The 22,701-nt window shown below is 36.3% G+C and carries 23 protein-coding genes and 3 tRNA genes; 15 read left to right on the top strand and 11 right to left on the bottom strand.

Features of this window, described 5'->3' with window-relative positions:
* The first annotated feature begins 50 nt into the window (after positions 1-50).
* The 3 genes from lpxB to G5B32_RS09835 all read left to right on the top strand — a co-directional run bounded on the left by lpxB (position 51) and on the right by G5B32_RS09835 (position 2,409).
* Positions 51-1,160: a lipid-A-disaccharide synthase gene (gene lpxB, locus G5B32_RS09845; protein ID WP_165291371.1), complete on the top strand. Its 1,110-nt coding sequence runs from the start codon at positions 51-53 to the stop codon at positions 1,158-1,160.
* A gap of 16 nt (positions 1,161-1,176) precedes the next feature.
* Positions 1,177-1,821, top strand: coding sequence for an uL13 family ribosomal protein (locus G5B32_RS09840; protein WP_165291370.1), 645 nt, complete (start codon positions 1,177-1,179; stop codon positions 1,819-1,821).
* Positions 1,822-1,899: 78 nt separating this feature from the next.
* Positions 1,900-2,409, top strand: coding sequence for an FUSC family protein (locus tag G5B32_RS09835; RefSeq protein ID WP_165291369.1), 510 nt, complete (start codon positions 1,900-1,902; stop codon positions 2,407-2,409).
* A 19-nt stretch (positions 2,410-2,428) separates the two neighbouring features.
* On the opposite strand, the gene G5B32_RS09830 is transcribed toward G5B32_RS09835, so the two are convergent.
* A complete protein-coding gene (locus tag G5B32_RS09830) occupies positions 2,429-4,255 on the bottom strand; it encodes an alpha-L-fucosidase (protein ID WP_165291368.1) in 1,827 nt (608 codons plus the stop codon).
* Positions 4,256-4,340: 85 nt separating this feature from the next.
* On the opposite strand from G5B32_RS09830, the gene rnhA reads away from it, so the two are divergent.
* From rnhA to rimK, 5 genes are all read left to right on the top strand, one after another.
* Positions 4,341-4,844: a ribonuclease HI gene (gene rnhA, locus G5B32_RS09825; RefSeq protein WP_165291367.1), complete on the top strand. Its 504-nt coding sequence runs from the start codon at positions 4,341-4,343 to the stop codon at positions 4,842-4,844.
* Between the two features lie 11 nt (positions 4,845-4,855).
* A complete protein-coding gene (locus G5B32_RS09820) occupies positions 4,856-5,335 on the top strand; it encodes a DNA-deoxyinosine glycosylase (protein ID WP_165291366.1) in 480 nt (159 codons plus the stop codon).
* A gap of 75 nt (positions 5,336-5,410) precedes the next feature.
* The gene (locus G5B32_RS09815; RefSeq protein ID WP_165291365.1) at positions 5,411-6,589 is read left to right on the top strand and encodes an AIR synthase related protein; all 1,179 of its coding nucleotides are present in this window, start codon (positions 5,411-5,413) and stop codon (positions 6,587-6,589) included.
* A 5-nt stretch (positions 6,590-6,594) separates the two neighbouring features.
* On the top strand, positions 6,595-7,026 hold the full coding sequence (locus tag G5B32_RS09810) for an ATP-dependent zinc protease (protein ID WP_317166105.1): 432 nt from the start codon (positions 6,595-6,597) through the stop codon (positions 7,024-7,026).
* A 59-nt stretch (positions 7,027-7,085) separates the two neighbouring features.
* Entirely contained in the window at positions 7,086-8,021 is a 936-nt protein-coding gene (gene rimK, locus G5B32_RS09805) for a 30S ribosomal protein S6--L-glutamate ligase (RefSeq protein ID WP_165291364.1), read from the top strand.
* A 33-nt stretch (positions 8,022-8,054) separates the two neighbouring features.
* On the opposite strand, the gene mnmA is transcribed toward rimK, so the two are convergent.
* The gene (gene mnmA / locus G5B32_RS09800) at positions 8,055-9,146 is read right to left on the bottom strand and encodes a tRNA 2-thiouridine(34) synthase MnmA (protein WP_165291363.1); all 1,092 of its coding nucleotides are present in this window, start codon (positions 9,144-9,146) and stop codon (positions 8,055-8,057) included.
* A gap of 185 nt (positions 9,147-9,331) precedes the next feature.
* Between mnmA and G5B32_RS09795 the strand changes: the two genes are divergently transcribed.
* From G5B32_RS09795 to G5B32_RS09785, 3 genes are all read left to right on the top strand, one after another.
* Positions 9,332-9,407, top strand: a tRNA-Phe gene (locus G5B32_RS09795).
* 40 nt (positions 9,408-9,447) lie between these two features.
* A tRNA-Phe gene (locus G5B32_RS09790) sits at positions 9,448-9,520 on the top strand.
* A 287-nt stretch (positions 9,521-9,807) separates the two neighbouring features.
* The gene (locus tag G5B32_RS09785; RefSeq protein ID WP_165291362.1) at positions 9,808-10,116 is read left to right on the top strand and encodes a hypothetical protein; all 309 of its coding nucleotides are present in this window, start codon (positions 9,808-9,810) and stop codon (positions 10,114-10,116) included.
* A gap of 205 nt (positions 10,117-10,321) precedes the next feature.
* On the opposite strand, the gene G5B32_RS09780 is transcribed toward G5B32_RS09785, so the two are convergent.
* The 7 genes from G5B32_RS09780 to G5B32_RS09750 form a co-directional block, all read right to left on the bottom strand.
* Positions 10,322-11,275: an MBL fold metallo-hydrolase gene (locus G5B32_RS09780; protein WP_165291361.1), complete on the bottom strand. Its 954-nt coding sequence runs from the start codon at positions 11,273-11,275 to the stop codon at positions 10,322-10,324.
* Complete coding sequence (coaE, locus tag G5B32_RS09775) at positions 11,269-11,862, bottom strand: dephospho-CoA kinase (RefSeq protein ID WP_165291360.1); 594 nt, start codon at positions 11,860-11,862, stop codon at positions 11,269-11,271. The genes G5B32_RS09780 and coaE overlap by 7 nt, the downstream gene beginning before the upstream one ends.
* Before the next feature lie 7 nt (positions 11,863-11,869).
* Positions 11,870-12,766 (bottom strand): hypothetical protein, encoded by an 897-nt coding sequence (locus G5B32_RS09770; RefSeq protein WP_240899043.1) that lies wholly within the window; start codon positions 12,764-12,766, stop codon positions 11,870-11,872.
* A 152-nt stretch (positions 12,767-12,918) separates the two neighbouring features.
* Positions 12,919-13,233, bottom strand: a complete 315-nt coding sequence (gene yajC, locus G5B32_RS09765; protein ID WP_165291358.1) for a preprotein translocase subunit YajC — start codon at positions 13,231-13,233, stop codon at positions 12,919-12,921.
* 22 nt (positions 13,234-13,255) lie between these two features.
* A complete protein-coding gene (locus G5B32_RS09760; RefSeq protein ID WP_206366868.1) occupies positions 13,256-13,693 on the bottom strand; it encodes a DUF1573 domain-containing protein in 438 nt (145 codons plus the stop codon).
* A gap of 8 nt (positions 13,694-13,701) precedes the next feature.
* Complete coding sequence (nusB, locus tag G5B32_RS09755) at positions 13,702-14,649, bottom strand: transcription antitermination factor NusB (RefSeq protein ID WP_165291357.1); 948 nt, start codon at positions 14,647-14,649, stop codon at positions 13,702-13,704.
* A gap of 60 nt (positions 14,650-14,709) precedes the next feature.
* Positions 14,710-15,777, bottom strand: coding sequence for a Glu/Leu/Phe/Val family dehydrogenase (locus G5B32_RS09750; protein WP_165291356.1), 1,068 nt, complete (start codon positions 15,775-15,777; stop codon positions 14,710-14,712).
* Positions 15,778-15,936: 159 nt separating this feature from the next.
* On the opposite strand from G5B32_RS09750, the gene G5B32_RS09745 reads away from it, so the two are divergent.
* The 4 genes from G5B32_RS09745 (at position 15,937) to G5B32_RS09730 (ending at position 21,758) form a co-directional block, all read left to right on the top strand.
* On the top strand, positions 15,937-17,715 hold the full coding sequence (locus tag G5B32_RS09745; protein WP_165291355.1) for an ABC transporter ATP-binding protein: 1,779 nt from the start codon (positions 15,937-15,939) through the stop codon (positions 17,713-17,715).
* Between the two features lie 70 nt (positions 17,716-17,785).
* Positions 17,786-19,759, top strand: coding sequence for a DUF3857 domain-containing protein (locus tag G5B32_RS09740; RefSeq protein ID WP_165291354.1), 1,974 nt, complete (start codon positions 17,786-17,788; stop codon positions 19,757-19,759).
* Positions 19,759-21,669 carry a DUF3857 domain-containing protein gene (locus G5B32_RS09735; RefSeq protein WP_165291353.1) on the top strand — a complete coding sequence of 637 codons (1,911 nt, stop codon included), beginning with the start codon at positions 19,759-19,761 and terminating at the stop codon, positions 21,667-21,669. Before G5B32_RS09740 ends, G5B32_RS09735 begins: the two co-directional genes overlap by 1 nt.
* A 12-nt stretch (positions 21,670-21,681) precedes the next feature.
* Positions 21,682-21,758: transfer RNA gene (locus G5B32_RS09730), tRNA-Ala, on the top strand.
* Between the two features lie 65 nt (positions 21,759-21,823).
* Here G5B32_RS09730 and G5B32_RS09725 read toward each other — a convergent pair.
* Together G5B32_RS09725 and G5B32_RS17100 are read right to left on the bottom strand one after the other, a co-directional pair.
* Positions 21,824-22,015: a cold-shock protein gene (locus tag G5B32_RS09725; RefSeq protein ID WP_165291352.1), complete on the bottom strand. Its 192-nt coding sequence runs from the start codon at positions 22,013-22,015 to the stop codon at positions 21,824-21,826.
* 400 nt (positions 22,016-22,415) lie between these two features.
* Positions 22,416-22,701: hypothetical protein (locus G5B32_RS17100; protein WP_206366867.1), on the bottom strand; the 286-nt coding region annotated here is incomplete at its 5' end.

Genomic DNA, 22,701 nt, shown 5'->3' with positions numbered 1-22,701 from the left:
GCATCCATCCTAAAAGATTACTTATCTTTAAGGTTTCAAAAGGAAATTACATGAAATACTACATTATAGCTGGAGAGACATCGGGAGATTTACATGGTGCTAATTTGATCAAAGCATTGAAAGTGGAAGATCCGCAAGCGGAATTTAAAATCGTTGGCGGAAATAAAATGCAAGAAGCTGCTGATCAACAAGCTTTGATTCATACTTCACAAATGGCTTTTATGGGATTTGTCGAAGTATTGAAAAACCTGAGTACAATCTCTAAAAATCTCAAAGCTGTAAAGGAAGATATTTTAGCTTACCAACCTGACACAGTTATTTTAATTGACTTTCCAGGTTTCAACATGAAAATTGCTTCGTTCGCGAAGAAGCAAGGAATCAAAGTTTGCTATTATATTTCTCCAAAAATCTGGGCTTGGAATCAAGGGCGTGTGCACAAAATCAAAAAGGTGGTCGACCACATGTTCTGTATCCTTCCATTTGAAGTAGATTTCTATAAGCGTTTTGGTATGAAAGTGGATTACGTAGGTAATCCCCTACTTGATGCAATTTCTACTTATGAATTTAACCCAAATTTCCGTCAGGACAACAATCTAACCGATGCTCCAATTATTGCGCTTTTACCAGGCAGTCGTAAAATGGAAATTGAGGAGATTTTACCTGAAATGGTAGATGTTAGTTTTTCATTTCCAAAACATCAATTGGTTATCGCTGGAGCACCAAATTTTGATCAGGCGTATTATCAGCAATTTATTGGCGATTTGGGAATTCCAGTAGTTTTTGATCAAACTTATGATTTATTAAAGAATGCAGAAGCTGCTGTTGTAACTAGTGGAACAGCGACATTGGAAACAGGGATACTACGTGTGCCCCAGGTAGTGGTGTACAAAGCAAATCCTATTTCAGTATGGCTTGCTCGAAAATTAATAAAAGTTAAATTCATCTCCTTAGTAAACCTTATCAACAATTATCTGTCAGTTATTGAACTGATACAGGAAGATTGTACAGCATCGGATATCAAAGATGAGATCGGAAAAATCATCGTTGAAACCGAGCATAGAGAAAGTATCTTAGAAAATTACGATGTATTAGCGGAGAAATTAGGCACGCCAGGAGCCTCAGCTCGTACCGCAAAACTCATCGTGGAGTATTTAAGTTAAACTAAAAGGAGTTACTATGAAAATTACAGGAATATTAACCTTTGCGCTATCGCTTTTCATTTTAATTGGGAGTGTAAATGCGCAAAGCAATGAAGTTAAAATTTCCAAATTAGTATTGGATAAGAAAGAGAAGAAAGTGTTCGCTGAGCGCAATCGAGATTCTTCTGCTGTGGTCCATATAGACACACTGATAATGAAAGACAAATCTTCTTTGCAGTTTTATGGCAAAAAAGATGTAAAGCTAATAGTGGGTTATGCAGAGATTGGGGATAAAGTATTTATCAGCGGTCGTGCAGGACAAAATAATGCGTCAAATTTTGATATTGATATTAACTTCCAAAAGTTAGGTTCATTATACGTTGTTGCTCGGGGGCAGGACGCCAACAATGGAACTAAAACCGATCCAAATGGAGATGCGGGAGATATCAATATCGTTTATAATGCGCAGGGTATTACACCTCAGACTGAGAATAAAAAGGCTAATAATTATTTACACACGGATGTAACACCAGGAGGTTTGCGTGTCACGCCTTCTTCGGATTTGAGAAATATTTATGATCAAATCAGCCGTTCTGCACCCGGACTGCGTGGGGTACCTCAGGGACAGATTTATTCTGGTTCTCCAGGTAAAGAGGGAAAAGTAACCATTACCGCGAAATAAAAGAAAACCTTCCGAATGGAAGGTTTTCTTTTTTACTCAAAATAGATTCCGTAATTTTGCAGTACAAATCAAACCTTAATGCTCGACAAACTGCTTAAAAGAATCGTATCATCTCCCCTACTTATCTACATTATTAGATGTTGTATAGGATTTTTGATCGGTTATAAGCTGTACATTGAGTTTCCAGATTTTGAGCTCTTTTGGACCTTACTTTCCATTATCCTCGTTATTTCACCTGAGGAAAAAGATACGCGAAGATTATCCACAGAACGGTTTAAATCCAATTTTATAGGTTCTGCTGTCGCCATGCTTTTATTGTTATTCCTCGAACCTTCTGTCTATTCTATACTATTGGGTGTATTTATAACTATCGTAGTATGTCGACTTTTCAATGTATTAAATATGGCACGAGTAGCTTTGGTCGCTTTACTCATTATTATGGTTCAACCACACGAATCCTCCATGGTAGAAGCACCAATTTATCGTTTTGGTTCCGTGGCTGTAGGTTGTATCATAGGTTTATTGATTGTGGTATTTACCTCCATGATATTCCGTCCTTTGAAAAGAAAATTCGGAATACCTTATTAGACATTCCGAACTCTATTATTTACAAATTACTTTCTATAGCTTTTACTTCTTCTTTGTGCAATTCTATTGGTTTGTCTAATAAAACAGCGATCACAGTCATATGTTTATCCAGTCGATTTTCGGGGATATCAATATAAATAATTCCTGGTCGATCAGACCAATACAATTTGTTGAAAATTTGGTGCCCTATCATTGAGCCTTCTCCTACAATACGAATTCTTGATATTGCATTTTTAATACCTTTCAAAGCAATTGGTCCTGTCGGTTTTCCTTCCACAAATAGATATAAGGTCTGTCTGTCTGGAGAAAGCGCAGAATAACCATTATAGTGATTTCCATCAATACCTTTTTTTGCATCATACAATACTTCAGCATGTTTTTTCACCCATTGATTGACGGTTTCCGAAGCAAAGTGTATGTCTTTATCAATCTCACTCGCATCATCATTCAATTTTCCTTTGAATAAATTAGCACCAATACTCGTGTTTCTTACTATTTCTTTTATACCCGCATAAGGATGCGCTATAGTATGCACAAATTTTAAATCTGTAGGAACGATTATTCGTTTTAAATTAAAAGTTGGCTTTTCTTCAAATTCAACAGCTAATACAGTTACTGTCGGATCAAAAGTAATATCCTCTAATCCCACTAATAAAGTTTGTTGTGTAAAATCGAAAGTCAACTTCTCTCCACTTCCAACTACTTTTACACTTTTAGGTCTTGATTGCAAACTAGAAAGAACGATTTGTTCTTTCACATTTTCTAAGTATATATATAAGGTTTTACCATCTTTAGAAAAAGCATTCTTCTCAAAAATATACTCAGAACCGATACCAGCTCGTGTGCCATATACCGCTTCTGTATGTTTCTTTGTCCAGCGACCTAATTCTTTTAAAATCTCTATTTGCTCGTGGGGAATAGTTCCATCTTCCTTAGGACCAATATCTAACAATAAATTGCCTCCCATGGATATACAATCTACCAGCGTTCGCACGATCATATTGGGTGTTTTATAATTGTGGTCAAAATGCTGATATCCCCAGGAGTCATTCATGGTATAGCACAATTCCCAATATCTACCTTTAGGTCTTTCTACAGGAATTCCTTGCTCAGGTGTTTCATAATCTCCATGATGATTTAAACGTGAATTGATGATAATATTTGGATTGTACTTTCGTAATAAATTCAAACTTTCTTCAGCTTTCCATTCTTCTGATGAATGTTCCCAATCGCCATCAAACCACAATAAATCTGGTTTAAATTGCTGTGAAATTTCGGTTAATTGTGTTTGATAAAAATCCACAAAGTTTCCCCATCGTTGAGGTTCTTGCTTTAAATCATAACGCTTTTGAGTTTTGGTTTTGATATCATAATAAGGATGACTCCAATCGGGTAGTGAAAAATAAATTCCTGTTTTCAGATTCGATTTTTTCACCGCCTGAATGAAAGGCGTAAGCACATCCTTTTTTGCGACAGCATCTTTTGCTGTAGATAAACCTTTCTCCGCTTTGGTATCCCAAAGTGCTATTCCATCGTGATGTTTCGACGTAATTACAGTGTATTTAGCTCCTGACTCTTCAATCAGTTTAACCCACTGTTGCGGATTATAATTTTTTCCCGTGAAACCATTTAATTGTTCAAGATAATTTTCATGACTTGTGTAGTTGTTGAAAAAAGACCACGACTCCGATAAGCCATTAACCGCATAAATTCCCCAATGAATAAAAATGCCCAATTTCGCGTCATCAAACCATTCCATCTTCTGGGATTCCTTCGTTAGTGTGTTTTGGGCAAAAGTTGGAAGCGCAATTATACAGTACAAAACTGCAAAAAGTTTATTTTTCATAATGCTAAAAGGTTTACCCTTTAAAAATAAGTATTTAAAATATGTAAACCGAATAATGAAAAGCAAAATCGTATTTTTGTAGATAATGATTGAATTATATACAGACGGCGCCTCAAGTGGCAATCCTGGTCCAGGTGGATATGGCACTATTTTACGTACAATATATACGGGATCGAATCCTGATTTTCAAGGCAAATTAATTGAGAAAGAATTTTCGGGAGGATACCGCAAAACAACAAATAACCGCATGGAATTGATGGCGGTGATTGTGGGTTTGGAAGCACTAAAAAATATAAAACAAAAAGTCACAATCTATTCCGATTCCAAATATTTTATCGATGCTATTGATAAAAAATGGATCAATGGTTGGATTCAAAAAGGATTTGCTGGCAAAAAAAACAAAGACCTTTGGATGCGATTAATGCAATCCTACAAATTGCACGATGTGAAATTGGTTTGGGTAAAAGGACATGCGGGCCATCCTTTAAATGAGCGTTGCGACAGATTAGCCGTTGCTGCTTCCAAAGATCCGTTGAAATGGCAAATTGATTCTGTATTTGAAGCCGAAGAGAAAATGGGATTGTTGTAATTTATAGAAATATGCTCAAACAATCTTTTGCTCCGATAATTCCAAATCAACCTAGAATACTTATTCTTGGCTCTTTGCCAGGAGATTTATCTATTGCGAAAGACCAATATTATGCGCATCCTCAAAATAGATTTTGGAAAGTGCTATTTGCACTTTTTGAGCAAGAATTTACATCTGATTATTCTGAGAGAATAAAGCTCCTTCATCAACAGCAGATTGCTCTTTGGGATGTATGCGCTTCGGCTATTCGTCCCGGAAGTATGGACACGGATATTTCGGAAGTTATTCCAAATACAATCCCTCAATTATTAGCTGAAAAGCCAGCTATTTCAAATGTTATTTTTAACGGGCAAAAAGCTCAAAAACTTTTTGAGAAGTATTTCAAAAAGCAAGAAAACCTAAATTATATCACCTTACCGAGTACTAGCCCTGCCAACGCACAGTTCTCAATTGAAAAACTCTTGCAGCATTGGGAAATTATAAAAATTTAATCGTGGAAAACTGCGATATAGTGTTTGTAAAAAACTTTAGCTATAATCATATGCTTTGATTATTTTTGTGGCAAGATGTCAGACTTAAAATACAACCAAAGAGGTGTATCCGCTGGGAAAGAGGATGTACACAATGCCATAAAAAATATCGACAAAGGTTTATACCCCAAAGCTTTCTGCAAAATCATCCCTGATATATTGGGTGGTGATGAACAATGGTGCAACATTATGCACGCAGATGGTGCTGGTACTAAATCGTCTTTAGCATACGTATATTGGAAAGAAACTGGCGATATCTCCGTTTGGAAAGGTATTGCGCAAGATGCCATCATCATGAATTTAGATGATTTGTTGTGTGTCGGAGCAATTGATAATATCATTTTATCATCCACAATTGGACGTAACAAAAACAATATTCCGGGTGAAGTAATCGCTGAAATCATCAACGGTACAGAAGAAATTTTGGCTGAATTGCGAGAAATGGGAGTAGGCATCTACTCTACAGGTGGTGAAACTGCTGATGTGGGTGATCTGGTACGCACAATCATCGTAGATAGTACGGTAACTTGCCGTATGAAACGCGAAGATGTAATTTCTAACCACAATATCAAACCAGGCAATGTAATCGTTGGTTTGGCATCATACGGAAAAGCGACTTACGAAAAAGAATACAACGGCGGCATGGGTTCTAATGGTTTGACTTCCGCTCGTCACGACGTATTTAGCAAATATATTGCAGAGAAATATCCTGAAAGTTTCGACCCAGTAGTTCCTTACGATTTAGTATTTGCTGGTGGTAAAGCATTGACCGATAAAATCACCACAGAAACTGGCGAAGTAGTAACAGCAGGTAAATTAGTATTATCTCCTACGCGTACCTACGCGCCTGTGATCAAACAAATCTTAGACAAATACCGTTCACAAATTGACGGTATGGTACACTGTTCGGGTGGTGCACAAACTAAAGTGCTTCACTTTGTGGATAATGTACACGTCATCAAAGATAACTTATTCCCTATTCCTCCACTTTTTGAATTAATTCAAAAAGAATCGAATACAGATTGGCAAGAAATGTACAAAGTATTCAATATGGGACACCGCATGGAATTATACGTTTCGGAAGAAATTGCGCAAGATATTATTGCTATTTCTGAATCGTTTGGCATTCCTGCACAGATTATTGGTCGTGTAGAAGCGAGCGACAAAAAACAAGTGACAGTTCAGTCGCCTTACGGCACATTTATCTACGAATAATATTTGTGAAAGATAAGCTCATCATTGGTCGCACAGAGATTATTGACCTTCCTGAATTGGGAATGTACAATATCGAAGCAAAGATTGATACCGGAGCAGACACTTCAGTTTTACATTGTGAGGATTTCGAAATCACGGAAAAGAATGATCAGCGTTTTATTACCTGTCACATCAAACCGCATTTAGAAGACGAAGAAATCCTCACCATTATCTTTCCGATACATCGCGAGAGAGTAGTCAAAAGTTCATTTGGACAGACAGAAACGAGACATATTTTTGTAACAAAAATCAGAATGTTTGATCAGCTATATGATATCAAATTGTCCCTCCGCGATCGTTCTTCCATGTCCTACCCCATGTTATTAGGTAGAAATTTCATTAGTAAGAAATTTCTTGTGGATGTTTCAAAAAAGAACTTAGCCTCTAATTCCTTTTAATAGGATTAAAACCAATTATATAGTTTCTTGTTTATAGCATAGTTTAACACGCATTTTTTGTGAAAATAGCAGTCTTATCGACCAATAAAAACATCTATTCGACACGTCGTCTAGTAGAAGCAGCAATAGCACGTGGGCATGAATGTATTGTCATGGACCACAGCAAATGTTATGTAGGTATCCAACAAGGAAAACCTAGCATTCATTACAAAGGACAGGATATCAACGATATCGATGCCATCATACCTCGAATAGGATCATCCGTGACGTTTTATGGGTCAGCGATTGTTCGTCAATTCGAAGTTATGGATGTGATTTCGGCAAATCCAAGTCAAGCCATCACACGTTCTCGAGATAAGTTGCGTTGTATGCAAATACTTTCAGGTGCAGGTTTAGGATTACCAACTACAGGTTTTGCACGTATGGCTTCTGATGTAGATGATTTGATCAACATGGTTGGAGGAGCGCCTCTCGTTATCAAATTATTAGAAGGAACGCAGGGTATTGGTGTAGTATTAGCAGAAACAAAGAAAGCAGCATCTTCAGTAATTGAAGCTTTTTATGGTCTTGGAAACAATATTTTGATTCAAGAATACATCAAAGAAGCTAAAGGTTCGGATATTAGAGCTTTTGTAGTAGATGGGAAAGTCGTAGGCGCTATGAAGCGTACCGCAAAAGAAGGAGAATTTCGTTCGAATCTTCACCGTGGAGGCTCAGCTGAAATTATCAAATTAACACGCAAAGAAAAAGAAACGGCAGTAGCGGCGGCAAAAGCCATGGGATTAACTGTTGCAGGAGTAGATATGCTTCAATCTTCAAGAGGACCGTTGATTTTGGAAGTTAATTCTTCACCTGGTTTAGAAGGTATTGAAAAAGCAACGCAAAAAGATATTGCAGCAGAAATCATAAAGTATTTAGAAAGACAATATGATTTCAAACAGCAAAATAAACCTACGACGACCAAACGTAGGGTAAAAAAAGAAAGCAAGCTTTAATAGCTTGCTTTCTCTAGATATATTTAATATTACTTATTTCATCAAAAATCCACCACCCAAAAGATCGTTTCCTTCGTAGAATACAGCAGATTGTCCTGGAGCAATACCTTTTACAGCATGTGGGAAATCCACTTGCATCGTGTCTCCGTGTTGTGTTAAGATAGATTGTGCACCTGAATCTTTGTAACGGATCTTCGTAACCGCTTCCATCGGCTCTTCAATTGAAGCATATTTCACCAAATTGATATTACGCACCCAAGCTTGTGTTTTTTCCAACTCATGCTCTTCGCCTAATACTACCGAATTACTTTCTGGCAAGATTTCAATCACAAACATCGGTTTACCCAAGGCAATACCTAATCCTTTACGTTGTCCAATCGTGAAGTAAGGATAACCAATATGTTTTCCCACTACAGTACCATCCGATAAGATGAAGTTACCTGGTCCGATCTCTTGATCCAAAGAAGGTCTTTTGTGTCTTAAGAAGTCACGGTAATCATTATTCGGTACGAAACAGATCTCATAGCTCTCAGATTTATTCGCCAATTCTTGTTGCCCCATATCCAAAGCCATTTGTTTGATTTCTGACTTACGGAAAGATCCTAAAGGAAATTGCGTACGCGCTAAATTTTCCTGCGACACTCCCCAAAGTACATAAGACTGATCCTTATGCTCATCCAATCCTTTTGAAATTACAAAACGACCATTATCATGCTGACGAATATTAGCATAGTGCCCTGTAGCTATAAATTCACAATCCAATTTATCTGCACGCTTAATCAAAGCTTCCCACTTGATGTGTGTATTACATAGCACACATGGATTAGGTGTACGACCTGCAATATACTCATCCACAAAATTGTCAATGACATAATCACCAAATTCGTTACGTATATCTAGTATGTAGTGTGGGAAACCATAACTTACAGCTAATGAACGCGCATCATTGATACTGTCCAAGCTACAACAGCCTGTTTCCTTCGATGATCCACCGGAACTTGCATAGTCCCAAGTTTTCATCGTAATACCGATCACTTCATAGCCCTGTTCGTGCAACATTACAGCCGCAACTGAACTGTCTACACCACCACTCATCGCGACCAATACTCTACCCTTTTTACTCATATCAAATTATTAAAGTGCAAAGATACCCTTAATTCCTTTATTAACGTGTTTATTTCATGTAATTTTATCTCAATCAAAATCAAGGAATTGGAAAAAATACCGAAAATAATTACTTGGAATGTTTTAGAATTAAAAAAAAGAAGCTACATTTGCAACGCAACAAGGGAACAAATAGTTGCTAAAAAGGTGCCATAGCTCAGTTGGTAGAGCAAAGGACTGAAAATCCTTGTGTCGCTGGTTCGAATCCAGCTGGCACCACCACTAAAACTGAAAGTAACAGTTTCAAATCAAAAACTTAAAAGGTGCCATAGCTCAGTTGGTAGAGCAAAGGACTGAAAATCCTTGTGTCGCTGGTTCGAATCCAGCTGGCACCACAAAAAAAGCTTCACAAATGTGAAGCTTTTTTTTTCGTATTTTATCCTAAATATCCCAATAAATAGTAGATAATTATAAAAACGATTATCGTCCCGAAGCACCCAAGTCCCATTTTCTTGGCACCCCAGCCTGCTATCAATGCTCTAAAGAATTTGTTCATGTTAGTAGTATTTATTAATGTGACACAACTATATAAACCCAGAATGCTTCAAAATGTTTTGTGGCAATTGTATATGTGTAGAGATATAACTATTTTTAATAAACCTCCAATTAAAACTTTTTACCTATGTTAATTTCAAACTTGCTTAAAATCATAATAAAAGCTTTCGGAGTCTATTTTCTATACTTGATCGGAATAGGAATTTTCGGATTTTTAAATTCAGTTTTTAACGCTCTTCCATCAACAGCCAATAGCAATCAAATCACAACTTTCATTATTCCCATCGTCTTTGCTTACATTTTCTTAGTAAAGACTGATTGGCTTGCGAATTGGTTACTTTCTGGTTATGACGACAAGATCCAAACTACTAAACCTGAATTTATTCATTTATTAGTGGTGACTATTGGTTTTTTAAGTATTATTTGGGATTACTGAACTTTTTAGATCTTAATTTTAATTCCAACGGTTCAGGCCTTACTAGTGCCTATTCTTTTGGTATAAATTTTCAATTAGGGAATATCTTATTGATTATACTTGGCTATCTTATGCTGAAGAGAAGAGAGAAAATCAGTTCGTATTTTTCGATGCGAGGAGAAGAAAGCAGTAGTGAAGAAGATAATATATTGAAATAGCCAGACAGCTATTTCAATATATTTCTGACTTTTATTTTTCCCTCATAATGATGTTTAAGGTGAATACCTTCACCATGTACAGTCCAAATTTCAGTTGGTTGGACTTCCGTAATAAAATGGTTCAAATCATTCCAATCAATATGATCCGAAATAAACAACGTCATATCGTTATAATTCTGCAATCGCTTCCAACCTGAAGCAAACACACGTACCACATTCTTTGCACGGAAATAATTATGAAAGGTCATTGGGGGAACAAGATATATCTTATCTTGACCGTCCTTTAAAGCCTTTCTATTATAAATTTCATAGCTAAGTTTGACAAAACCTTTTTCATCATAAATACGATGAATAGGCGCTATATTATGATGTGTGTAAACAATCTTTTGGGGACAGTAGGTGTTGATTAAATTTGTAATACGTTGTGCCTTTCCTAACGCATAACAACCCAACATTATATTCAATTTTGTTGAATTTAGCTTTTTGATTTCTTCAATCGGATTGGGATGGATAACTGCTGGATCTGCGAACGTAGTTTCTGTTATCAACACATCCGCTTTGACATATTCTAAAGCCTCACAAGTACTATCTTCTTGCAATTTGTAATCACCCGTATAAAGATAACGAACGCCTTTATATTCCATTAGAATCTGCGCAGAACCTAAAATATGTCCAGCAGGAATAAATGATATTTGTACCTCCCCTATTTTAAAATCCTGTTTATATTCCTTTGGAAAATAAGAATTTAAAGGTTGCTTAGTGAAACGATGCTGCATAAAAGCAATCGTATTTGAAGTAGCAAAAATCGTATGATGTCCTGGAACGGCATGGTCACCATGCGCATGCGAAATCACGGCTTTTGAAACAGGATATTTTGGATCGATATAGAAATCACCATACACACAATAATAACCTAACTCATTCTCTATTAAAAAATCTTCTAAAATATCTGTTTTTAGCATGTACGTATTAGCTGTTTATGTATTTCATATAGTTGAGGAATTAAAGGTTGAATGCCATTATTGACAATGATAAAATCAGCCAATTTTCTTTTTTCCTCCTCGGGCATTTGCTTGTTGATTCTATTGAGGACTTCTTCTCGGCTCACCCCATCACGATTCATTACACGCTCTATTCTCAATTCTTCTGGGGCCACGACCAGAATAGTATAATCTAAGGTCTTATAAGAGCCTGATTCAAACAAAAGTGCTGCCTCTTTCAGGCTGTAACATGAAGTTTGCGTATTAGCCCAATCTACCGCATCTTGAATGACCACGGGATGAACGATAGTATTTAGCAGTTCCAATTTTTCGGGATTATTAAATACTTGTGCAGACAACCATTTTCGATTCAGACTTCCATCTTCAAAATACACTTCCTCCCCAAAAGCTTGAATCAATCCTTCACGAATAATAACACTTCGTGTCATTATTAATTTAGCTTCCTTATCTGCATCATAAAAAGGAATACCCATTGTCTTGAAGATTTTAGCTACAAAACTTTTTCCGGAGCCTATACCTCCCGTGATTCCTACTTTAATTGATTTCATAGGATTATTATTTACGAACGAAGAAATCTACGTTTTGGGGTTCCAACTTTATTAATTGCACAAAATCAGGCAGCTTAGTGATACGAACAGGCAAACTTTTGACATGTCTTTCGTCCCAATTTTCTAAATCTACAATAGCTTCAAAATCGCTGGCTGTCCATTTCACATAATCTTTTAATGGAACCATAACTGTTAAAGACACTTTACTTGGAACCGTACGCACTGATGTATAACGCGTACCATTTGTAATTTTAATCGGAACCTCGATAATTTTTTCGGTCAATTCTCCTACAGGGATGACCACTTCAGTCATGCGCGGATAAATGGTAATATTCGTTTTGTTGTGCTTATTGATATTGGCAACCGTACGAATATCGGTAAATACCATATCCCCTTTAATCGTATCTGTTTCCAGATATTCAATATTGGTCACATCTTCGGTCGGTCCTGTAATCGTAACCATAGAAGGATTCATTTTGGTGTCACCTACAAATCCAAATTGCTTTTTGAAGGTAATACTGGTTGGAACTTTTATAGGGACTTTACGCTGAGTCTGACGCGAAAAATCGAAATACAAGGTATCCGGTGAAACGCCAATAACCTTCTTTTCCGAAGAAAACTGTCTATTGATAAAGCCAATTTGATTAGAGAAAACCACAAAATTTTTGGTATTTAGTCCACTCAAATCGACTTGCACATTGGTGGTATCCGAGCGCAATTGTGACATCAAAACATGCCAGCCACTCATTTTAATCCGTATATTCACGGTATCAGATTGCAAGGGGTGAAAAGCTCGCTTCTCGGGAATATTGACATATTGAATACCGGCCTTGATAGTAAATGTATATTGATTGGAAACAGCGATCAACAACCAAGCGACAAACGATATAATGAGACAACGCAAAAAGATGTTTATCTTTCTTTTATGAATTTTTGTAAACCTGCGTTGCTTCATATACACAAAGTTAAAAAAATATGCGGATGGGAATGTATTCCGCATAAAAAAAGCCATTTACCGACGAGGCAAATGGCTATTTATATATTTTAACTCAAAAATTATACTTTTGGCTCAGCATTAGCAGCTTTTGACGCATCTAAAGAAACTGCAGATTTGTCAAAGCGAATGCGAACACCAGAACCTACATCTACTAAGAAAGTAGTGTCAGATACTTCTACAATACGTCCGTGAATACCAGCAGTAGTCACGATTTTAGAGTTAACTCCCAATTCTTCGATATACTTCTTGTGATCTTTTTGTTTTTTCATTTGTGGTCTGATCATAAAGAAATAAAACACAATGATGATTAACACCATTGGTAACATTCCCATTAAACCACCACCACTTGCTTGTAATAAAATATTTGATATCATAATATATTTAAAAATTTATAATTTACTTTTCTACTGTTCCTCTAAGTTCTACTGTCATTACAGGAGTTTCAGCATTGGAAGAAATTGTGATTAACTTTTGCTGAACACCAGGATGACCTGCGCTATTAAAACTCACATTTATTTCGCCTTCTTTACCTGGCAATACTGGGTCTGTAGTATAGCTAGGAGTCGTACATCCACATGAAGTCGATACTTGACCTAATATCACTGGCTCAGTTCCTTCATTTTTGAACTTAAAAGTGTGATCCACCACTGCGCCTTCTTTTACTGTACCAAAATCATATTTACTTTCTTCAAATACAATTTTGCCACCACCAACAGCTGTTGCTTCGCCTTCGACAGTTACTGTAGAATCAGCGGCTTCATTTGAGTTTTTAGATGAATTATTACATGCAACAAGCATGGATAAAGCTAAACCAGCAAATAATAGTTTGTTCATAGTTATATCTAGTCTTTTAGTCCTCTTCCTGACTTACGAATACGACCTTGCTTGGTCAAATCTGCAAGAATTTTGTCTAATATACCATTTATAAATGTATTACTTTTCAATGTGCTGAATGTTTTTGACAATTCGATGTATTCATTGATGGTAACTTTCACAGGTATAGATGGGAAATTGATTAATTCGCTAATTGCCATACGCATTAAAAGCGTATCCATTAAAGCAATACGATCTGCTTCCCAATTTTTAGTTTTTTCAGCAATAAGTTGTTGATATTCATCCGCGTAACGGATAGATGTTTTCAATAATTCTGAAACAAACTCTTCATCTTCAGACCAATTTGGAGTCAAATCAGCTAATTTATTTTGTGAAGGAACTTCTGAACTGAAGTTTTTGAAGGTTTTAGCAATCATCGCCTGCAACACTTCTTTATCCACTGTCCAGTTGATGAATTTCTCTTCGAAAACTTGTTCGATTTCTACCGATTTCAAAATAATTTTTTTGAAGATATATTTGATAATATCTTTCTCGGCAGTGATACTACGGTCTTCCGATTGTAAGTATTCCAAGTAAGCCTCAGAATCTTTTAGCTGCGCAAAGATCGAACGTACAATCTCTGGGTCAAACTCCCAAGACACCTTATATTTTTTTACCAGCTCAAGGTAAGTTCTATTTTGACGCAGCGACTCAATAAACGTATTGCTATTCAGTTTGGTTGTCAAAATTTTATCCTTCTCTGTAGGTAAAAATTTTGCGGCACGACTCTCGGCATCTACTACTACGTATTCAGCTACTTCATCCAGTAAATTCAATGTCCAGATGTACATTTCATTTACCTCTTCTACATTCTTGAAAAGTGCCTTTTCAAAATCCTTAATCTGTTTATCGTCAGATAAACTGTACGCATAAAGCGTTTGCATAACCTTAACTCTAAGGTGTCTTCTGTTTAACATAAGTGTATAAGAACGAATTTATTTATAAAGAACGCTTTTAAATGTGAAGACCAATTACACTTATCGTTTGATTAGAGACATATCCGCAATACGTTTTTCAGCCAATTGCTTCGCTGCCTCATAAGTAGTAATATTTTCTTCTCTAGAACGCTGCAGCACGTGACGTGTCGCAGTATATATATTGCGGATCAATGATTCTGTACGGTCATTACCATATCCTTCCAATTCAGAATAGCAACTAATTAAAGCTCCTGAATTGATTAAGAAATCTGGTGTGTACAATATATTATGTTCCTTCAACAATTGTATTGTTTTTTCTTCTTCTTTGATTTGGTTGTTTGCAGAACCCGCTATGATTTTGCAACGCATTTTAGGCACAGTATCTGGATTGACAGTTCCGCCTAATGCACATGGTGCATATACATCCACATCCAATTCATAACTTGTACTATATTGGATTGGCTCAGCTTTGTACTTAGCCGCTACTTTCAATTTACGCTCTTCGGTCATATCCGAAACGTACACACGTGCATTTTCATTTCTTAGCATAGAAACTAAATGCTCCCCTACAGATCCCACACCTTGAACAGCAACTTTACGTCCTGCTAAGGAATCATCACCGTATAACTCTTTGATCGCAGCTTTGATTCCATAAAATACACCTCGTGCCGCAAAAACTGTAGTATCTCCTCCTCCGTTCATTGAAGTGGGTAGGCCCGCTACATAATTCGTCTCGGCATGGATGTATTCTAAATCTTTTTGTGTGGTACCTACGTCTATAGAGGCTATGAAATTACCGTTTAATCCTTCGATAAATTTACCAACTCGACGCATCAAAACTTCTGTTTTGTCCGTACGGTTGTTACCTATGATTACAGCACATCCTCCTCCTAAATTCAACCCAGCTAATGATGCTTTGTAAGTAATTGCTTTTGAAAGACGCAATGCATCTTCGATAGCCTCTTCTTCTGACTCATATGGCAACATACGTACTCCGCCAATGGCAGGACCTAATGTCGTATCATGGATCGCTACAATAGCTTTTAGTCCTACAGCAGGATCATTACAAAAGAACAAATTCTGATGATCAGCAGTGGACATCAGATTGAAAATAGTAGAATTTTGCATACCCAAAATTATAATTCAAACTGCCCTTTCTTAGGCTGTACAAAATTAATAAATAATTTTTGTTAAAATCACCTTTTCACGCATTTATAAAACTATGACTTTAATACTACCATATCGATGAAAATATTAAAGCTAAACCCTTACCTTTGTTAGCAAATCATGAAAGATCTAGCTTATTTAAATAAATATTTCATAAAATACAAATGGCGCTTGATTCCAGGTGTTATCTTCGTTATTATCTCTAATATATTTGGTATACTACCTGCCAAAGTTATCCGAGAAGCCTTTGACTTGGTGAAAGAAAACATCGAATTGTATAAGTTGTACGATGGTTTTGAGAACCAGCAATCTATTTATGATGCTTTCGGTAAAAGCCTACTTTATTTTGGCGGACTCGTATTATTATTAGCATTGTTACGAGGTATTTTCCTTTTCTTAATGCGTCAATCCATTATTTTAATTTCTAGATATATTGAATATGATTTGAAAAACGAAATCTATCAGCATTACCAGGCATTGGATTTTGCTTTTTTCAGACGTAATAATACAGGTGATTTAATGAGTCGTGCGACCGAAGATGTCAATCAAGTGCGTAATTATCTTGGTCCTGCAATCATGTACACGATCAATACGGTGACATTATCAATTATGATCATCTATGCGATGTATGATGTCAATCCTACATTGGCTACTTACGCTTTATTACCTATCCCCATTATTATGGTGATTATTTTGTTTATCAATAAAATAATTAACCAACGCAGTACACGTATTCAAGCCCAACTATCCAAACTTTCTTCTTTCGTACAAGAAACGTTTTCGGGTATACGCGTTATCAAAACCTATACCCAAGAAGTCAGCAAAATAAAAGAATTCAAGAAAGAAAGTAACCATTACCGCAATACGGCTTTGGATTTGGTTCGTGTTCAAGCTATTTTCTTCCCATTAATCATTTTCTTAGTTGGTTTTAGTACAATCATTACCGTTTATATCGGCGGTTTGGAAGTGAATAAAGGAACTATTACGGCCGGTAATATTGCAGAATTTATTATTTACGTCAATCAATTAACCTTCCCGGCATTGGCATTAGCGTGGGTAACTTCTTTGATTCAGCGTGCTGCAGCTTCCCAAAAACGTATCAATGAATTTTTGAATACCACCTCCGAGATTCCGAATGGAACGATTACTAAAAATTTGACAGGAAATATCAAATTAGAAAACGTTAGCTTCACTTACCCAGAAACAGGTATAAAAGCATTGGATAATATCTATCTGGAAATCAAGGCTGGCCAAACTGTAGCTATTATCGGGAAAACAGGATCGGGAAAAAGTACATTATCCAATCTGTTGCTTCGTATGTACGATGCTGACAAGGGTAAGATCAGTTTCGATGGTATAGACATCAAAGATTTTGACTATGCGCATTTGCGTCATCAGATAGGTTTTGTTCCTCAAAATGTGTTCTTATTTTCGGACACTATTGCAAATAATATTGCATTTGGATTAGACACATATACTTCAGAACAAGTCGAAACCGCAGCAAAACAAGCCGCAGTATACGAAAATATCAAAGGTTTTGAAGAAGGCTTTGAAACACATATTGGCGAACGTGGCATTACGCTTTCGGGTGGTCAAAAACAACGTGTTTCTATTGCTCGTGCTTTAATTAAAAATCCAGAAATCTTAATTTTTGACGATTGTCTTTCGGCGGTAGACACCAAAACAGAAGAGGAAATTCTACATAACCTAAGTCAGATTATGAAAGACAAAACATCTGTATTCATAGCACATCGTATATCTACGATTAAGAATGCTGATCATATTATTGTGTTGGAAAATGGCAGAATAATTGAAGAAGGTGATCATGAAACTTTACTTGCCTTAGGTGGCGAGTATGCTGATTTGTACGAAAAGCAACTACTTCAAGCTCAAGAGTAATCACAATAAATTATTGGTTTTTAAAGTATAATTGTTAAATTTCCAGAAATAATTTTACTTTAACTAACCAATGAAGGTATTAGCCGTATTTTTAGGATTACTCTTTTTCACTCATTCTATTGCTCAAGTAAGCGAATTTCCGAAAATTACTCCAGCAAATTTTCAAATTGTCAATAATAATCCTGACCCAAATGCTAATGCCGTTGTGTTATTGGAAACTGCTAAAACGCACATGGACATCAGCGAGCGCGACCGTGCTTTACGCATTTTTCATACCTACAAAGCGAGAATAAAAATTCTTTCACAAGAAGGATTTGATAAAGCTAATTTTACTATACCACTATATAAGTTTGGCAAAGATTTCGAATATGTAACCAATGTTGAAGGTAAAACATATAACCTAGAAAATGGACGCTTGACTGAAACCATTCTGGAACGAAAAAGTGTAATCACCGAGAATAAAAGCGAATACCTGCAATTAACTAAATTCACCCTACCCAACATTAAAGTTGGCTCCATCATTGAAATAGAATACAATTTAGTTTCGCCTGATATTTTCAATTTTAGAAGCTGGCAATTTCAATCCGATATTCCAAAAATTCGCAGCGAATATAATGTGCGAATCCCCGCTATAAGCAATTATAATGTTACCCTTAAAGGTCCTTTAAAGTTAGAAGACACTAAATCCAAAAGAGAAAGTGGCTGTATCGTGTTGATGGGAGCGCGATACGATTGCTCGAACATCATATACAGTATGAATGCTATTCCAGCATTCAAAGAAGAAGCTTATATGCTTGCGCCCAAAAACTATATTTCTGCTATTAATTTTGAACTTGTCGAAATGCTGAATCCAAATGGCTCTGTGGACAAATACACCAAAGCCTGGAAAGATGTCGATATGGAGCTAATGACGGACAAAAGCTTTGGAGGTCAGCTAAAGAAAGTAGATTTTATCAAACAAAAATTAGACCCTAAGATATTAGAGATTGTAGATCCACAACTTCGATCAGCGGAAGCTTACCAATGGGTAAGTAAAAACATAAAACTAAACAACCTTTATGGCAAATATAGTCAGCATGGCATCGAAGATGCTTTAGAACGCCGTAGCGGAAATGTTGGCGATATCAATTTAGCATTAACCACAGCATTTAATGCTGCGGGCTTGGAAGCCTATCCTGTAATCATTTCGACCCGAAATAATGGTTTGCCGCATGACTTGCATCCAGTACTATCCGACTTCAATTATGTGATTGCGGCAGTGAAGATCAACGATGAATACGTGCTAGCCGATGCGACAGATCCGTTGGTGCCATTTGGAGAATTGCCACTACATTGTATAAACGGCAAAGGCCGAATTATTTATTCCCGTAAATCCTCCGAATGGATTGAACTAACCAATAAAACTGTTTCAGTCAAAGAATATACTTTTATCGGTAAACTTGATTTGGATGGTAAATTAAAAGGAAAACTATCTATTACATCTGCTGGTCTGGACGCTGTACACAAACGAAAAGAAATATTAGACTACCCAAGTTTTGAGGAATACACTGAAAAGTTCGATGAAAAATTAACCAACACGAGTATTATAAATTCATCCGTTCAAAGTTTGGATGATCCTGCGAAGTTGCTTCATGAAGAGTTTGACATCGAAACACATTTAACAGGGGCGCTGCAGTCAGGACATGTTCAGTTTAACCCTATTTTTATTTCGCGTATAACACAAAATCCATTCAATTTAGATGAACGTACATACGATGTAGATTTGGGGGCTCGTGATTCAGAAAAACATACGATAGAAATTGAATTGCCTGAAGGATTTACTTTCAAACAAGGACCTAAAAAAATGAATATAGCCTTACCAGGTAGTTCGGCACGCTACTATTATTCGGGAGAAGTACAAGGAAATAAATTAATCGTTACCCAACAATTAGCGCTGAACAAAGCCATTTATACCAGTGAAGAATATTTTGGTTTGAAAGAATTGTTCTCTCGCATTATTCAGCATATGCAAATAGATTATGAATTTAATTACCAGCCTAAATAATGAGATTTACTAGCATCCTTTTAATTGCGCTGACCTTTGCTCTTAATTCCCTTTTCGCTCAGGAATTTGCCGTTGAAACTATTCCAAACGGATTAAAAAGCAGAGCAACGGCAATTTTGCGAAATGAACACATCAGTTTTGACATGAAAGCTGATAACAATATAACGGAAACAGTCACACGCGCCATTACGATTCTGAACAAGTCCGGAGAAGATTATAGTGATCTGACTTTATTCTATGATAAGAGCAAAACAATAAAAGATATCAAAGGATTTGTCTACGATGAATTTGGCAAACAAATAGGAAAATTCGGACAGAAAGATTTTAAAGATTACAGTGCTACTGATGGTGTAAGCATGTATGCGGATTCACGCGTAAAACACTACTCTCCTAGTGTAACAATCTATCCGTACACCATAGTGTATAGCTATGAAATCAAGCATGGACAAAATTTGTTCATCCCCTATTGGTATCCAAATCGCAGTAATGATCTCGCCGTCGAAAAAAGCACCTATCAATTTAGTTGCAAACCAGAGCTCAATCTTCGCATCAAAACCGAAAATCTACAACAAGAAGCTGTAGTAACCACTAACGAAAAAGGAAAAACATATACTTGGACCGCATCCAATCTCCAGGCACGCAAGGAAGAACCATATTCTCCGATTGAACATCCCAGCAAGATGATTGTCAAAATCGTTCCAGAGACTTTTCAATACTACAAAAGAACTGGTAAAGTAACCAATTGGCAAGATTTCGGTAAATGGGTACACGATGAACTATTGAAAGGAAAGCATGACCTCCCTGCCACAACAATAGAAAAAGCTAAACAAATAGCTTCTCAATTTGACCATCCTAGAGATAAAGCTAAGGCACTGTATAAGTATATGCAAGATAAGACACGCTATGTCAGCGTACAAATCGGCATAGGCGGTTTGGAGCCTTTCCCAGCATCCTACGTAGATCGTTTAGGATACGGCGACTGTAAAGCTTTGGTAAACTATATGCAGTGTTTATTAGCAGCTGTAGATATACCATCCTTGTATTGTGTGGTAGAAGCAGGTAACCAGAAAGTAAGTTTGGATGAATCTTTTGCTAATGCGGTGGATGGAAATCATATTATTCTGTGTGTTCCTTTTGAAAACGACACCACTTGGCTTGAATGTACGAGCAACAAAAATCCTTTCGGTTATTTAGGAGATTTTACGGATGACCGCTTGGTATTGGCGTGTACAGCAGATGGAGGAAAAGTATTTCGGACACAGAGATATCTTGCTACTGAAAGTCTACAAACCCGCAAAAATACCTTTAAAGTCACTAAAGAAGGAACTCTAGTGGGTAAAATAGCAACTCAATTTTCAGGTTCGCAATTTGAAAACCATTTCTACAATATGTTTAACAGCTTGCCTGACCAAAACAAACAATTGAAGAAATATTATGATGTCAACAATATTGTATTCGACAAAATCGAATATAAAGTAAATAATGAAAAAGAGCCTATTTTAGAAGAAAATTTAGAGGTTAATATCCGTAGTTATGTAGTGAAAAATGGCAACAATTACATTCTGACACCTAATGTATTCAATGTACAACGTAATATTCCAGAATCTCGAAACCGAACAAATCCGCTGTACATTAACCGAGGATATACCGATATCGATGAAACAGAATTTGTTTTTGAAGAGAAATTAAAAGGATTTTTAGTTCCTGTCAATGAATCCATTGAATGTGCCATGGGAAAATATGAATTGAAAATTGCCTCTGATGGTCAAAAAGTGAAATATTATCGTAAATTAGAGATTAAGGATGGAACTTATCCTGCCGATCAATACCAAACGTATTTTGATTTTATATCTAAAGTAGCGGCGAACGACCGAATACGCTACACCATCCATATTGCGGAAGAAAAGTAAATCCTCCACTTTGGGGCATTAGCTCATTTGGCTAGAGCGCTTCGCTGGCAGCGAAGAGGTGATCGGTTCGAATCCGATATGCTCCACCAACCTTAATAAACAAAAAAGGCTAAAACATACTATGCTTTAGCCTAATAATACAATATAAAGTATTTTATACTACTCTTACGTTAGTAGCGTTAAGTCCGTTACGTCCTTGTTCTACTTCATATGACACCTGGTCATTCTCTCTGATATTATCTCTAAGACCTGTCATGTGCACAAATAAATCGTTTCCACCATCATTTGGTGTAATAAAACCATATCCTTTTGTGTTGTTGTAGAATTTTACTGTTCCTTCTTGCATTTTGTAATATATTAAAATAAAAAAATTTGTTAAGGCTATAAAGCCATCCTTTTTAAGACTTTTTAGATCTAAATAACCATTCGTTAACTAAACGTGAAAAGAAATAAATGATTTTGAAGGAGAACAAATTCAAATAGTAACTTCATCAAATTAGATGATAACATTAGCAATGTAAAGCGAAAACTAAAAAAGAAGAGTAAACTATTCGGTTCTAGAGAAGCAAGGCAGAGCCTGATTATACCCAAAGATAACATTATTTATCTGATATCCAATTTTTTATTATTTTAATTATTGAGCAATCCTCCACGTTTAAATTGTTCGATATTCTTGAAATTATCGCTTTTTAGGTACTCTTCTAGTATGCGGCTTTACATAAGTTCCATCCTTTCTATAATACCCTCTAACATGAACAGTACCACTGGGCGCTGACGAAGAAGACGCTTGTGGATTTTTTTTTTCTATTAATTTTAGCACTGTCATTTACCGCAGTCAAATTGGGAGAATATGCTTTAAAAGAAGGTCTATAAATGAAACCAATTCTGTTATTATACTTAACCTTTCGAAAACCTTTTCTTGAACTATCTAATATCATATATAGTGACTCTCCAGACTGAATATAATTTGTCTCGACACTATTTGTATCAGTTTTAGAATAAATTTTCGCTTCTTTAGTGATAGTTACAGAG

This window comes from Sphingobacterium sp. SGL-16 (assembly GCF_011043515.1).
GTDB lineage: Bacteria > Bacteroidota > Bacteroidia > Sphingobacteriales > Sphingobacteriaceae > Sphingobacterium > Sphingobacterium litopenaei.
Note: the sequence above shows the minus strand (reverse complement) of the source record. Positions and strands in the feature narration are given on the sequence as shown.